General features: G+C 34.0%; 10 protein-coding genes. 8 read left to right on the forward strand and 2 right to left on the reverse strand.

Annotated features, from left to right (window positions below; translation table 11 throughout):
• Positions 1 to 136: 136 nt before the first annotated feature.
• The 7 genes from C8C87_RS04575 (at position 137) to C8C87_RS04605 (ending at position 11,133) form a co-directional block, all read left to right on the forward strand.
• The gene (locus C8C87_RS04575) at positions 137 to 2,335 is read left to right on the forward strand and encodes a radical SAM protein (RefSeq protein WP_121341519.1); all 2,199 of its coding nucleotides are present in this window, start codon (positions 137 to 139) and stop codon (positions 2,333 to 2,335) included.
• A gap of 100 nt (positions 2,336 to 2,435) precedes the next feature.
• Positions 2,436 to 2,921, forward strand: a complete 486-nt coding sequence (locus C8C87_RS04580) for an acetyl-CoA carboxylase biotin carboxyl carrier protein subunit (protein WP_099715929.1) — start codon at positions 2,436 to 2,438, stop codon at positions 2,919 to 2,921.
• 90 nt (positions 2,922 to 3,011) lie between these two features.
• Positions 3,012 to 4,451 carry an acetyl-CoA carboxylase biotin carboxylase subunit gene (accC, locus tag C8C87_RS04585; RefSeq protein WP_121341521.1) on the forward strand — a complete coding sequence of 480 codons (1,440 nt, stop codon included), beginning with the start codon at positions 3,012 to 3,014 and terminating at the stop codon, positions 4,449 to 4,451.
• A 51-nt stretch (positions 4,452 to 4,502) separates the two neighbouring features.
• Complete coding sequence (locus C8C87_RS04590; protein WP_121341524.1) at positions 4,503 to 6,044, forward strand: acyl-CoA carboxylase subunit beta; 1,542 nt, start codon at positions 4,503 to 4,505, stop codon at positions 6,042 to 6,044.
• Positions 6,045 to 6,214: 170 nt separating this feature from the next.
• Entirely contained in the window at positions 6,215 to 7,171 is a 957-nt protein-coding gene (locus C8C87_RS04595; protein WP_121341527.1) for an aldo/keto reductase, read from the forward strand.
• Between the two features lie 244 nt (positions 7,172 to 7,415).
• The gene (locus C8C87_RS04600) at positions 7,416 to 9,527 is read left to right on the forward strand and encodes a response regulator (protein ID WP_121341530.1); all 2,112 of its coding nucleotides are present in this window, start codon (positions 7,416 to 7,418) and stop codon (positions 9,525 to 9,527) included.
• Between the two features lie 253 nt (positions 9,528 to 9,780).
• Positions 9,781 to 11,133 (forward strand): NAD-dependent succinate-semialdehyde dehydrogenase, encoded by a 1,353-nt coding sequence (locus C8C87_RS04605; RefSeq protein WP_121341531.1) that lies wholly within the window; start codon positions 9,781 to 9,783, stop codon positions 11,131 to 11,133.
• 139 nt (positions 11,134 to 11,272) lie between these two features.
• On the opposite strand, the gene C8C87_RS04610 is transcribed toward C8C87_RS04605, so the two are convergent.
• Positions 11,273 to 11,752: a hypothetical protein gene (locus C8C87_RS04610; protein ID WP_121341534.1), complete on the reverse strand. Its 480-nt coding sequence runs from the start codon at positions 11,750 to 11,752 to the stop codon at positions 11,273 to 11,275.
• Between the two features lie 1,013 nt (positions 11,753 to 12,765).
• On the opposite strand from C8C87_RS04610, the gene C8C87_RS04620 reads away from it, so the two are divergent.
• Positions 12,766 to 13,815 (forward strand): porin, encoded by a 1,050-nt coding sequence (locus tag C8C87_RS04620; RefSeq protein ID WP_099715921.1) that lies wholly within the window; start codon positions 12,766 to 12,768, stop codon positions 13,813 to 13,815.
• Between the two features lie 329 nt (positions 13,816 to 14,144).
• On the opposite strand, the gene C8C87_RS04625 is transcribed toward C8C87_RS04620, so the two are convergent.
• Positions 14,145 to 15,047, reverse strand: coding sequence for an N-acetylmuramoyl-L-alanine amidase (locus C8C87_RS04625; protein WP_121343290.1), 903 nt, complete (start codon positions 15,045 to 15,047; stop codon positions 14,145 to 14,147).
• Positions 15,048 to 15,064 lie beyond the last annotated feature (17 nt).

Consider the following 15,064-nt stretch of genomic DNA (forward strand, 5'->3'; position numbering starts at 1 on the left):
AAATATCTACAGATTACATAAAAACTAAAAATTGCCTTATTTTATATTTGAATCTAAAGAATAAATAAAAATGTAGCTTTTTACTTTTGTATAAATCCCATAAATATCCCTTATTTTTGCACTAAACTTATTTCTTTTGAAAACCAAACTATTCTTAATTACGCCTCCTTTTACCCAACTGAATACACCGTATCCGGCAACTGCTTATATCAAAGGGTTTCTGAATACCAAAAATATTGCGTCTGTTCAAGCAGATTTGGGTATCGAAGTGATTTTGAAATTGTTTTCGAAAGAAGGACTTGAAAATTTGTTTAAAGTTTCAGGTTTAAAGATTAACGTTGGAGAAATCTCAGACAACTCGAAACGTATTTTCGCTTTACAAGATGAATATCTAAAAACGATCAATCCAGTTATTGCTTTCCTTCAAGGAAAAAATCCAACATTGGCACTTCAAATTTGTCAGGAAGATTTTTTGCCGGAAGCATCCCGATTTGCGCAATTGGAAGAACTCGATTGGGCTTTTGGAACTATGGGAACACAGGACAAAGCAAAGCATTTAGCGACATTGTACCTTGAAGACATCTCTGATTTTATTGTGGAATGTGTTGATGATAATTTTGGTTTCAGCCGCTATGCAGAACGTTTGGGACGAAGTGCAAATTCTTTTGACGAGTTGTACGAAGCCTTGCAACAAGAACCAACCTACATTGATAATTTACTTCTTTCGATTCTAAAAGAGAGAATAGAAACTATTCAACCTACATTATTCTTGATTTCGGTTCCGTTTCCAGGGAATTTATATTCGGCTTTTCGTTCCGCCCAATGGGTGAAAAAAAATTATCCTAATATTAAAATTTCAATGGGCGGTGGTTTCCCGAATACCGAATTGCGTTCGCTTTCGGATGCTCGAGTGTTTGAGTTTTTCGATTTCATTACATTGGATGACGGTGAAATGCCAATTGAAGAGTTAATTTCCAATATTGAAAATAAAGATTACAATTCCTATAAAAGAACTTTTCTGTTGGAAGAGGGGAAAGTAGTTTATAAAAATAATTCTCTAAAACACGATTACAAACAATCGCAAGTGGGAACTCCCGATTATTCTGATTTGCTTTTGGATAAATACATTTCGGTTATCGAAATTGTGAATCCAATGCACCGAATGTGGAGTGACGGACGCTGGAATAAACTCACTATGGCGCACGGTTGCTACTGGGGGAAATGTACGTTTTGTGATATTTCTTTGGATTATATAAAAGTATATGAGCCCGTTGCGGCCAATTTATTGTGCGACCGAATGGAGGAAATGATTGCTCAAACGGGCGAGAACGGATTTCATTTTGTTGATGAAGCGGCGCCTCCAGCTTTGATGCGCGCACTCGCACTCGAAATCCTTCGCAGAAAATTAGCAGTGACTTGGTGGACGAACATTCGATTCGAAAAAAGTTTTACTAAAGATTTATGTTTACTTCTAAAAGCATCTGGTTGTATAGCAGTTTCTGGCGGACTCGAAGTGGCTTCCGATAGATTATTAAAACTGATTGACAAAGGCGTAACTGTCGAACAAGTGGCGAAAGTCACCCGAAATTTCACCGAAGCTGGCGTTATGGTTCATGCCTATTTGATGTATGGTTACCCTACGCAAACCATTCAGGAAACCGTGGACAGTCTGGAAATGGTTCGTCAATTATTTGAAGTAGGTGTATTACAATCCGGATTTTGGCATCAGTTTGCGATGACCGCGCATAGTCCTGTTGGCTTGTATCCAGAGAAATTCGGTGTGATAAAAGAAACCGAAGCGATTGGAGCTTTCGCCAATAACGATATTAATTATACCGATTCCACAGGAATCGATCATGATAAGTTCAGTTTTGGACTCAAGAAATCCTTATTCAATTTTATGCACGGAATCTGTTTTGATTATGAGTTGCAGGATTGGTTTGAGTTTAAAATTCCAAAAACTAAAATTTCCCCTGATTTTATTTTTGACGCTTTGCAAGAAGACGATGATTTCAACATCAAGCCTACAGCAAAAATCGTTTGGTTAGGCGGGAAGCCATTTACAGAACATTTTACCAAATCCAAAAAAGGGAATTCTTGGGAAATGATGACTTTGACTTTCCATGATAAAAAAGAAAGTTTCAGTATTCAAACGAATAAAAAGGAAGGGGAATGGTTGGTAGAAATGTTACAGAAAATCTCTGTTTCGAATGCTAAAATTTATAATTATCAAGAAGTTAAAGCTGATTTCGAATCACATCTGGAGGACTTCGAATTGTTTTGGTACTCCAAACCAATTAAAACTCTTAGAGAATTTGGATTATTAGTGTTATAAATTTTTCTAACAAAACTATACCTATTTAGCATAAAACTTAATTTTAGTTTTACGAAAACGTTTTCTTTTACTTATTTTTACGATTCTAAAATAGAAACAAATGAGTATTGGTTATAAAGTTAATGTAAACGACACTTTTCATTTTGATTTGGAAAAGGAAAGTGTTTCACAACTGGATGCTGTGCGTGTGGAAACGAATAAGTTCCATATTTTACACGAAAACACTCCTTATCAAGCGGAAATCATCACTTCTGATTTTCTTCAAAAAAACTACACCGTCAAGGTAAACAACAACACGTATACCGTTGCCATTTCTAATCCTTTGGATATTTTGATTAAGGAAATGGGATTTGAAACGGGACTTACCAAACAAGTCAATTTTATCAAAGCACCTATGCCCGGATTGATTCTAGAAATCAGTGTTGTGGTAGGTCAAACTGTAAAAGAGAACGACAACCTGATTATTTTGGGTGCCATGAAAATGGAAAACAGTTTTCTTTCTCCGCGAGATGGCGTTATCAAAACCATTTCGGTAGTGATGGGAGATGCCGTGGATAAAGGCCAGTTGTTAATTGAATTCGAGTAGAGATAAAAGATACAAGATAAAAAGAACCAAGAATTTATATTTCTTTGCTCTTGCAGCGAAGCGGTCTTTATTCTTTTAGTCTTATTAAATATGAAAAAAATATTAGTTGCCAATAGAGGGGAAATCGCCATCAGGGTGATGAAAACCGCACAAAAAATGGGCATTAAAACTGTAGCAGTTTATTCTACTGCCGATAGAAATGCACCGCACGTAAAATTTGCTGATGAAGCCGTTTGGATTGGAGACGCCCCTTCAAGTCAATCCTATTTATTGGGGAGTAAAATCATAGAGGTTGCAAAATCTTTAAATGTGGATGCTATTCACCCCGGTTATGGTTTCCTGAGTGAGAATGCAGATTTTGCTGAAGAAGCTGAAAAAAACAACATTATTTTTATTGGTCCAAAGTCGAAAGCGATAAAAATAATGGGAAGTAAACTAGCGGCCAAAGATGCCGTTAAGCAATACAATATTCCAATGGTTCCCGGTTTTGACGAAGCCATTACTGATGTCGAAAAAGCAAAAGTCATTGCGAAGCAAGTTGGTTTTCCAATACTGATTAAAGCTTCAGCAGGTGGTGGAGGAAAAGGAATGCGTGTCGTAGAAAGCGAAGCTGATTTCGAATCTCAAATGGATCGTGCCATAAGTGAAGCAATTGCTGCTTTTGGAGATGGTTCTGTTTTTATCGAAAAATATGTGGGTTCGCCAAGGCATATCGAAATTCAAGTTATGGCAGACAGTCATGGCAATGTGTTGTATTTATTCGAAAGAGAATGCAGCATCCAGCGTCGTCACCAAAAAGTGATAGAAGAAGCGCCTTCTTCCGTTTTAACACCGGAATTACGTAAAAAAATGGGTGAAGCTGCTGTTTTGGTTGCCAAATCCTGTGATTATTTAGGGGCTGGAACCGTTGAGTTTTTATTGGACGAAAATAATAATTTCTACTTCTTGGAAATGAATACCCGTTTGCAGGTAGAACATCCCGTTACAGAATGGATTACCGGAACCGATTTGGTCGAACTGCAAATAAGAGTGGCAAGAGGAGAAGCATTGACAATCAAACAAGAAGATTTGAAAATAAAAGGACACGCGATGGAATTGCGTGTGTATGCCGAAGATCCGATGAATGATTTCCTACCGAGTGTAGGGCATTTGGATGTGTATCAATTACCTGTTGGTGAAGGAATTCGTGTGGATAATGGTTTTGAGCAAGGGATGGATATTCCCATTTATTATGATCCAATGTTAGCCAAATTAATCACTTATGGTGAAACCCGTGAAGAGGCTATTCAAATTATGATAAAGGCTATTGAAGATTATCGTGTGGAAGGTGTGCAGACAACGTTGCCTTTCGGGAAATTTGTTTTTGAACATGAGGCGTTTCGTTCCGGAAAATTTGACACGCATTTTGTAAAAAACTATTACAAAGCCGATGTGTTGAAAAAACAAATGGAGCAAGAAGCTGAAATCGCTGCTTTGGTAGCGTTGAAACAGTATTTTGAAGATCAAAAAATCGTACGCTTACTACATTAAAATAATGGTTTTAAATAAAATCAGCGAATTAGCGGTTAAAAAAAGAATAGTATGAAAGACAAAATAAATACATTAAACGATAAAATTGCCGAAGCTCATTTAGGTGGAGGTAAAAATAGAATAGCAAAACAACATTCGAATAAAAAGCTAACGGCAAGAGAGCGCGTTAATTATTTGATGGATGAAGGTTCATTTGAAGAAATTGGGATGCTGGTAACCCACCGTACAACTGATTTTGGAATGGAAACTGAAATGTATTATGGCGATGGAGTTATTACAGGATACGGAACCATAAACGGGCGATTGGTTTATATTTTTGCACAGGATTTCACGGTTTTTGGTGGTTCATTATCCGAAACCCATGCTGAGAAAATCTGTAAAATTATGGATATGGCAGTCAAAATGGGAGCGCCCATGATTGGACTGAATGATTCTGGTGGAGCACGTATTCAAGAAGGTGTTCGTTCTTTGGGCGGTTATGCCGATATTTTTTATAGAAACGTACAAGCTTCGGGAGTAATTCCACAAATCTCCGCAATTATGGGACCCTGCGCCGGTGGAGCCGTGTATTCTCCAGCCATGACTGATTTTACCATGATGGTTGAAGATACCAGTTACATGTTTGTAACAGGACCAAATGTGGTAAAAACCGTAACCAATGAAACGGTAACTTCAGAGGAATTGGGTGGTGCGAGCACGCATTCTACTAAATCTGGTGTGGCGCATTGTACCTCGACCAATGATGTGGAATGTCTGGAAGATTTGAAACGCTTGTTGAGTTATTTGCCACAAAGCAATAAAGAAAAAGCACACAATTTACCTTACGAACTAAATGATGAAGTTCGTACCAAATTAGCAACTATTATTCCGGATAATCCCAATAAACCGTATGACATGCACGAGGTGATTGGTGGAATTATTGACGAAAATTCGTTTTTTGAAATTCATAAAAATTATGCCGAAAATATCCTTGTTGGTTTTGCTCGATTGGGAGGAAAAAGCATTGGGATTATAGCGAACCAACCGATGATTTTAGCGGGTTGTCTCGATGTGAACAGTTCGAAAAAAGCAGCTCGATTTACCCGTTTTTGCGATTGTTTTAATATTCCGTTATTGGTTTTGGTGGATGTACCGGGATTTTTACCGGGAACCGATCAAGAGTGGAACGGAATCATTGTTCATGGTGCGAAATTATTGTACGCTTTAAGCGAAGCAACCGTACCGAGAGTGACCGTAATTACACGTAAAGCTTATGGAGGTGCGTATGATGTAATGAACTCGAAACACATTGGTGCCGACATGAATTTTGCTTGGCCAACTGCCGAAATTGCGGTGATGGGAGCCAAAGGAGCCTCTGAAATTATCTTCAAGAAAGAAATCAATGAAGCCGAAGATCATGAAGCAAAACTCTTGGAAAAAGAAGCGGAATATGCCGATTTGTTTGCGAATCCGTACACAGCAGCACAACGTGGTTTTGTAGATGAGGTAATTCTTCCTCAAGACACCAGACGCAAACTGATAAAAGCATTTAGTATGCTCGAAAATAAAGTTAGTGTGACTCCGAATAGAAAACACGGAAATATTCCTTTATAGTATTCTATAAGAATTGAAAAACCACCTGATGAAGGTGGTTTTTTGATTTATTGTAGTTTGTATTTAAAGTTTAAAAACCGGTAGGTGTTTTTTTTAGTATAATTTGACATTTTGTATCTTTCGCAGCTGACTAAAAAAATTAAACTAGAATTAGATTAAAAAACAACTAAATGAAATACAACAGATGTGGAAAAAGTGGTTTGTTACTGCCACAAATTTCTTTGGGATTATGGCATAACTTCGGTTCAGTGGATAGTTTTGAAAATGGAGAAAACATTGTCAAAGCAGCTTTTGATGAAGGAATTACCCATTTTGATTTGGCTAATAATTACGGTCCGGTTCCGGGTTCAGCAGAAACTAATTTTGGAAGAATCCTAAAGAATAATTTCCAGGGAAATCTGCGTGATGAAATGGTGATTACTACTAAAGCCGGTTACACTATGTGGGATGGTCCTTATGGCGACTGGGGTTCCCGTAAATATTTGTTGTCGAGTTTAGACCAGAGTTTGAAGCGCATGAATCTGGAATATGTAGATATTTTTTATTCGCATCGTTTTGATCCTGAAACACCTTTGGAGGAAACCATGATGGCTTTGGATTATGCAGTTCGAAGCGGAAAAGCATTGTATGCAGGGATTTCGAATTATAATGCAGAACAGACTAAGGAAGCTACTGAAATCTTGAAACGATTGGGAACGCCTTGCTTGATTCATCAAGTAAAATATTCGATGTTTGTGCGAGAGCCTGAAGCGGGATTACTAGATGTTCTCGAAGAAAAGGGAGTGGGTTGTATTGCTTTCTCACCTTTGGCACAAGGACTTTTAACGGATAAATACTTGAAAGGGATTCCAGAAAATTCAAGAGCTTTTAACCCAAATGGTCATTTAAAAACAGATGAAGTTTCAGAGGAAAGAATCCAAAAAATCATTCAACTGAATGCTATTGCACAACAAAGAAATCAATCATTGGCACAAATGGCTTTAGCTTGGCTGTTAAAAGATAACCGAATTACTTCTGTTTTGATAGGTGCAAGTTCTGTTGGTCAATTAAAAAATAATATTGACAGTTTACAAAATCTGGATTTCTCTACAGCCGAATTATTGGAGATTGAGAATATTTTGAGATAGTTAGAAAAGTTTGAACGAAAAGTGAAAATAAATATTTTGTAGAGCCAGAAATCAAGGTTTGATGGTTTTTGTAAAAGTATATCGTTGATAAATAAACCTTTATTGCAATGGACTCCATTGGCTTAAATCGATGGAGTTTTTTTTTATGATAAAAAAGATTAACTTGCGCCAAAGAAAAAAAGTGATATATCTTACAAAAACGGAAACTGTGTTTTGGTTTTTCTTTTATATTTGAGTGTATTCCATGAAGAGATTGATTAATTTAAATACGTATTCTAAACTACTATTGTTGATAATTTCGACAAGTATTTTCTTTTTTCTAATTTACATCTCGCTTTATCTTTATACTGTTCAAGAAGAAAGTCATTTTTACAAAATCACTTATAATCAATACGATAAAGAAGTGAAGTCTTTGTTTAGACTTAATTCCAAAACGCCTACAGCCACTATTATTGATGTTACCTACTGGGACGAGTTAGTCCATTTTACAAATACAAAAGACGAAAAGTGGTATAATAAGTATATTTTAAGGGAATTTGAATCGTATGAAGCTGATTACATTGGTATTTATGGTTTAGATCAAAAACTAATCAATAAGACAGTTTCTTCTAAGATTAAAAACTTTGATTTTATCCCAAAAGAGATGATGTCAGTGCTTTATAAATCTAAACTTAAAAGATTTTATATAAAAATTCCAGAAGGTATTGTTGAGGTTTTTGGAGCTACAATTCACCCTTCAAATGATCCTAAAAAGAATAAAACGAAGCCTTCCGGTTATTTTTTTATGGCCAGACTTTTAGACGAATCATTTATGAGTGCTTTAGGGAACATAAGCAGCTCAAAAGTTAATTTAGTTTCAAGCGATTATGTAATTGCAAATGAAGATGATTTTGTTATTGTAGGTTTACATTTAAAAGATTGGAAAAATGAAGTTGTAGCCAGATTGCTTTTTAAAAGACCTTTCAATTTAAATTATACGAACACTAAAGAGATTCTTTTTATTGTTGTTCTGGTTTCCTTGATTAATATTTTTGTCTACGTTTATTACACGAAACGATGGGTTTATAATCCATTAAAGCTAATTAAAAGTATTCTTGAAACGGGAAATATAAGTTCCATAAATAGCTTAAAAAGATCTGATGGAGAATTTGGATACATTGGAAACCTATTTGAAGAAAACAGCAATCAGCGGAAACAATTAGAAATTTCCAAGCAAAAAGCAGAAGAAAGCGATACGTTAAAATCATCTTTTTTGGCAAATTTATCGCATGAAATTAGAACACCCATGAATGCCATAATGGGATTCAGTGATTTACTTCATGATACAAAATTAGAAGAAGAGGAGAGATTAGAATATTTGAAAATTATAAAAAACAGTGGTGGCAACCTGGTTTCAATTATCGAAGACCTTATTGAAATGTCTAAAATTGATGCAAGGCAAATCATGCCTAATTATAAGGGATTAGATATAGAAAAGTGTATTACAGAATTGTATGATTCCATAAAAGTCACGATTCCTAAAGACAAAGAAATTCAATTTTATATTCTTGAAAATCCGGAGAAACTTCAGGGGGATATTCTAACGGATGAAACAAAACTGAAACAGATTATAGTTAATTTAATCACTAATGCGTTAAAATTTACCGATAGAGGTTTTGTGGCTTTTGGATATTCAATAAACAAAGAAAAAGAAGTTTTAGAATTTAAGATTGAAGATTCAGGAATGGGAATCAGCGAAAGTTATTTAAAAGTAATTTTTGATAGATTTAGAAGAATTGAGGGCGATGGATCGGTTGAATTATCTGGACTAGGATTGGGCTTGTCAATTACAAAAGCTTATGTAGAAATGTTGGGTGGAGAAATAAAGGTAAAATCCACAATTGGACAGGGTTCCGTTTTTTCATTTTCGATACCATTAAAATTTGATCGAACGATAAAAGCAATAAAACCAAAAAAAGTAAAATCTTTTTACAGGAATTATGACAATGAAATTATTTTAGTTGCAGAAGATGATACCATTAATTTCTTGTTATTGAGAAAAATTATTGAATCAAAAAATCATACTGTTCTAAGAGCTAAAAATGGACAAGAAGCTGTAGATATTTGTACAGAGAATCCAAACATTACTTTGGTGTTTATGGATATAAAAATGCCTATTTTGGATGGCTATCAAGCTTTCGAAAAAATAAAAGTAATAAAACCAGAACTTCCTGTCGTAGCCCAAACGGCTTATTCCTCATTTGAAGATAGAGAAAAAATGATGCAATTTGGTTTTACGGACTGTATCACAAAACCATTGGATAAGGAAAAAGTATTCGAGCTGCTGGATGCTGTTTTTATGGGAATCAATAAATAAAGTTTAGGGTATTTAATTGAATACTTTTGATTGTGCTCTCTTTAGTGATTTCTAATGGTTTTCAAAATTTTTAGAATCTGACTTCTTTTGCTCTTGCAATTTTTTAAACTTTTCCTCTCATTTATAGCTGTAATTTTACTAGATTTAAAACATGACTAAGCATGCATGAATCGTTAATCAATGTTTAAAATGATTTTAAACTGCTGCTTAATTTTCCAAAACTTATATTTCAAAGAATTTAAATTACAAACACATGGTTTTTAAATCGATAAATCCGTTTTCACAACTAATTATTGCCGAACACGAAGTATTGACAAATGCGCAATTGAATCAAAAATTGCAATTATCAGAACGCGCATTTAAAAACTGGAAACAAACCACATTTGAGCAAAGAGCAGATTGGATGAAAAAGCTAGCTAACATTCTTAGAGAAAAGAAAGAGGAGCTCGGTTTGTTGATTACCAATGAGATGGGTAAGGTGCTATCAGAAAGTATTTCTGAAGTAGAAAAATCAGCTGGAAACTGTGACTTCTATGCCGAAAATGCTGAAAAAATGCTGAAAGATGAATATTATGATACTCCTTTCAAAAGTATGTCGGTTTATGATCCAATGGGAGCTGTTTTTGCTATAATGCCTTGGAATTATCCTTTTTGGCAAGTGTTGCGTTATGCTGCTCCGGCAATTATGGCGGGCAATGTGACACTTTTGAAACATGCGCCAAACGTTATTGGTTGTGCCAAAGCTATTGAAAATGCTTTTTTGGAAGCTGGTTTTCCTGAAGGTGTTTTTCAACAAATTACGATTGATATTCCTCAGGCCGAAAGTGTAATTGCGGCGGATATTGTGCATGGAGTTACTTTGACCGGAAGTGAAATGGCGGGATCATCTGTGGCTTCATTGGCAGGAAAACATATCAAAAAATCAGTCATGGAATTGGGAGGTTCAGATGCATTTATAGTTTTGAATGATGCAAATCTTGAAAAGGCAGCTACGGTTGCAACACAATCCAGAATGCTAAATGCAGGTCAGGCTTGCATTTGTGCCAAACGATTTATTGTTACAGAGAAAGTAGCGGATGAATTTACAGCGCTTTTTACCCAAAAAATAAAATCATTGCAACAAGGAAATCCATTACAGCAAGGAATTAATATGGGGCCACTGGCTAGGCTTGATTTAGCGGAGAAATTAGCAAATCAATTGGAAAAATCATTACAACAAGGTGCTAAATTAATAGTAGGCGGGGAGCGCGAAGATTGTAATTTTCAACCTACGCTAATAGATTTTGTTGATTCAAATAATATTGCTTTTCAGGAAGAAACTTTTGGACCGTTAGCAACTGTTATTAGAGCTAAAGATGAGAATGATGCTATAACTATTGCTAATAATCATAGATATGGATTGGCTTCTGCAATTTGGACAGAAGATCGAGAAAATGCATATAGACTGGCAAGGAGAATTGAAGCAGGAAATGTGTTTGTGAATTCATTAGTGCGATCTGATTCTAGGGTTCCTTTTGGAGGCATAAAAAAATCAGGTTATGGCAGAGAATTAGGTGCAATAGGAATCAAAGAATTTATAAATATGAAGTCATTGATTATAGAATAATAGTATTTAGTGCATATTATAAGTAAAGAATCGAGAACAGGAATTGTATTTATAACAAATCTGTTCTCGATTTTTTTATTCACTCGATTCCTATTTATAAAAGTATCAAGTTGTCAATTCATTACTTGATTTAAACTTATTAATAGGTGTAAATAGCTGCTTTTAAATCTTTTGGTTTATTGGAAAGAATCACAATAAATGCAGACCCTTTAAGCGCAGCATTTTGTTTTAATCGTTTTTCACCGTTATCAGAAAACGATAAAGAAGATTCTCCTTTCGTTCCTCCGTAAAAACTTGTAATTATCCCAGATTCTTTCAATCCGATGGTTTGATGTTTTTTTAGTACAACAACTTTTTTATAATCTGATTTTCCATTTAGTTGAATTTTTTCAGATATGATTTTAGAATCACTTTTTGACTTTTCATTCAATTGTGCTACCGCGTATTGACTGATTGTCTTTTCTTCGACGCTTTGAGGTAACGTATAGTAAACTAAATTATTTGCTGTTTTAATAAAGTTTATATCCATCGTTTCGCCATCATGTTTGATAATTTGATGGGTTTGTGCAATTAATGAAGTTGTAAATAAAATAGTGAACGCTATAAATAAATTTTTCATGTGTTTAGATAATAGTAAAGGTGTATGTTCCCAGTTTTAAATTGGGACATATATTAATAATGTTTTTTTAGTAAAAATTAGGGATTAAACTATTTCTGGCGGAGGAGTGAAATTTTTTAAAGCAAACTCTTTGACTACAAATAAATCGAAAGAATTAATTCGGGCTTTATTAAAAGAGTAATATTCGAAACAATTAAAAAGTTCAATTGAATCCATGAACAGTAGTTTTAGCTTACTCTCAAAATTGTTTTCTTCGGTGTTATTTTCGGCTAGTTCATAAAAATCATATTGCTTCTCATGAATAAGTATTGAAAGTTTATCACTTACCCAAATAAGGGAAAAAGTGAGGAATACAAGTAAAACGGAAATTTTAAGTGCTAAACGAAACATGGTTTAAAAGTACTAAAAAAGGAATCTGATCACAATTAAAATTTTCATAAAATTAGTGTTAATAATAGGGTGATTTAGTTTTTTATCACTTTTGATTTAGCCGCTTTTTCAATGTAGTCTAAATTGTGTTTCCTTTGATGAAAATTTTATATATAGATGTCTTTGTATAAAAAAATCAGTACATCAAGTCTCTATTCTTAAAATTGATTATTTATTTTAATGTGTGTTTTTTATAGGGGTTTGATTTTATTTCACGCAAAAATGTCTGTAAAAAATGATTTTTAAGATTTATATATGGTTTATAATTCAAAAAAATAGGGGTAGGTGTTTAAAAACTGATTATTAAATTTTTAAAATTGATGCTTTAAAATACGGAATATCTATTATTTTTTGTTGATTTTTCGTTATTAATAATTCTTCTCAAAACAAGGCAAAAAAGTGCCAAATAGTAATTCAAGTGAAATAAAAGTTAATAAATTCGCTTCAGAAACAAGAAAATTTCACATTAAAAAAAGTGCATTTCAAAGCAGTTTTCTGGATTATAAGTACTAGAATTTTTTAAACCGTATAAACTAAGACCAAAATAATAACCAAACTAGATTACTAATTAAAACCAATTAAAGATGAAAAAAAACCTAGCTATTTTAGCATTAATGCTAACAACAAGTTTAACTTTCGCACAAGACGCTCCAGTTGCACCTTCAACTACTTTTGCAGGATCTGCTGATGCATATTATAAATATGATTTTTCTGGTGTAGACAACAGTTTGACCAGTTTTACAAATTCTCACAATTCATTTGAATTAGGGATGGCTTCCATCGAAGCATCTCATAAAATGGGGAAAGCATCTGTTTTTGTTGATTTGGGGTTTGGAAACAGAGCTGCTCAATTTACTTATAATGATGCCGCTTCAACTTTCATGATCAAACAATTGAATTTCACTTATGAATTTTCAGATAAATTTAAAGTTACTGCAGGTAGTTTTGGAACCCATGTAGGATATGAACTTCTAGATGCGGTAGATAATAAAAACTACAGTATGTCTTATGCATTTACTTACGGTCCATTCTTTAATACTGGGGTAAAAGCACAATATACTTCTGGAAAATTCAGCTTCATGGCTGGAGTTTCAAATCCAACAGATTTTAAAACAACAATTGAAGCAGGTTCAAGCCAAAAAACGTTCATAGGTCAATTAGGCTATGTTGGTGATACTGGAAGTGCATATTTCAATGTTACTTCTGGAAGTAGTAATCCTTCTTCTGATGAGAACAAAACACAATTTGATTTTGTAGGTTCAAAGAAAGTGAGTGATTCATTCTCTTTAGGATTCAACGGTACTTATGCAATGACTAACAATGACTTTGATAGTACATTAGATGGTGAATGGTTTGCTTTAGTAGGATATGCAAATTTTGCATTGAAAGAATCATTAAGTTTAGCTTACAGATTAGAGTATTTGGATGCTAAAGATGCAACTGCTGGACTTGGTTCACTTGCTGGAACTAGTGTTGTAGGTAATACTTTATCACTAAACTATAAAGTAGGAAACTTGACTATTATTCCTGAATTCCGTGTTGATACAGCTTCAGAAGATATCTTTACAAACAGTGATGCTGCGCCAAAAGGTTTAACAGCTTATGCATTACTTGCAACAACATACTCATTCTAGTATTGAAATAATATTTTTTTTTTTAGCTGCCAAGATGCTTTTAAGTATTTTGGCAGCTTTTTTTTGTTTAGATATTACAGTTGGATTTGTTATGCAGTCATAAAAACTTTAAGGGTTCATGTATTACTTGCAACAACTTGTTCATCTTGTATGGAGTCGTTATTATGCTTCCGGTTTTATGTCAGCCTGTTTGTTTAGCTTTTAAAAGTAAAAGAAGTCTATATTAGGATAAACTACGAGAAGAGTTTGAAAAAGTATTTAAATAAAAAAACGGTTCTTTGAATGATTCAAAAAACCGTTTTTATAGGTGTTTGTATAATATAAACTATTTACTGTTTTTTGTAAATAGAATAAATGGTGTTTATTGTTTTTTCATCTAATACTTCATTGACTTCTGTTTGAATATAATGTAGTTTAAAAGCAGTTATTGCTGCGGGTAAATTTTTTGTATCATATCCTATAATTCGCAATCCTTGTTCTATATTGAAATTAATAGGCGCAGTTTCTAAAAACTCATCTGACCAAATACCAAAACCTTTGTCGGCTAATATTTTCCAAGGAAACAATTGGCTAGGGTCTTTTTTTCTGGTTGGTGCAATATCTGCGTGACCAATAATGTTTTGAGCAGGAATATTGTAATCTTTTTTTAGCTTAGTCAAAAGTGCCAGTAAGCTGTTGATTTGTAATTCAGAAAAAACTTCAGATCCATTATTGTCTAGTTCAATTCCTATTGATGTTGAATTGATATCTGTATTTTTTCCCCAAGTACCAGCACCTGCATGCCACGCTCTTAAATAATCATTCAACATTTGAACCACTTTACCGTCATCCGAAATTAGATAATGGGAACTCACTTGAGATTCTATTTTGGTGAATGTTTTTAGTGTTTGTTGTAATGAATCCTGTGCGGTATGATGAATAATAATGAAATTCGGCTTTCTTAAATTAAAATTTACAGTTCCTATCCATTCCGTATTGACACCGTTTTGCAAAGGTGTAGACCCCATTTTTGAAAGAGTATCTTTATAGGTATGCAACTGTTTTGTGTATAGTGTGTCAATGTTTATTTCTACATGAGGAATAACAGGTAATGGCTGCGGATCTTTATTAGAAATAGTCTCTTTTAATGTTTTGAGTTTAGAGTCATAAATTTTTTCACTCTTTTTATAAGGATTTGTTGAGCAGGATGCAGCGATAACTGCCAAAATAAGGTAATAAAAAATTTTTCTCATGTAGGTTTTCATTTAGC

The sequence above is a fragment of the Flavobacterium sp. 120 genome (genome assembly GCF_003633605.1).
GTDB classification, from domain to species: Bacteria; Bacteroidota; Bacteroidia; order Flavobacteriales; family Flavobacteriaceae; genus Flavobacterium; species Flavobacterium algoritolerans.

Coding starts and splice junctions, on each gene's coding strand:
- C8C87_RS04580 (WP_099715929.1), top strand. CDS start 2,436: ATGAGTATTGGTTATAAAGTTAATGTAAACGACACTTTTCATTTTGAT.
- accC (WP_121341521.1), top strand. CDS start 3,012: ATGAAAAAAATATTAGTTGCCAATAGAGGGGAAATCGCCATCAGGGTG.
- C8C87_RS04590 (WP_121341524.1), top strand. CDS start 4,503: ATGAAAGACAAAATAAATACATTAAACGATAAAATTGCCGAAGCTCAT.
- C8C87_RS04595 (WP_121341527.1), top strand. CDS start 6,215: ATGAAATACAACAGATGTGGAAAAAGTGGTTTGTTACTGCCACAAATT.
- C8C87_RS04600 (WP_121341530.1), top strand. CDS start 7,416: ATGAAGAGATTGATTAATTTAAATACGTATTCTAAACTACTATTGTTG.
- C8C87_RS04605 (WP_121341531.1), top strand. CDS start 9,781: ATGGTTTTTAAATCGATAAATCCGTTTTCACAACTAATTATTGCCGAA.
- C8C87_RS04610 (WP_121341534.1), bottom strand. CDS start 11,752: ATGAAAAATTTATTTATAGCGTTCACTATTTTATTTACAACTTCATTA.
- C8C87_RS04620 (WP_099715921.1), top strand. CDS start 12,766: ATGAAAAAAAACCTAGCTATTTTAGCATTAATGCTAACAACAAGTTTA.
- C8C87_RS04625 (WP_121343290.1), bottom strand. CDS start 15,047: ATGAGAAAAATTTTTTATTACCTTATTTTGGCAGTTATCGCTGCATCC.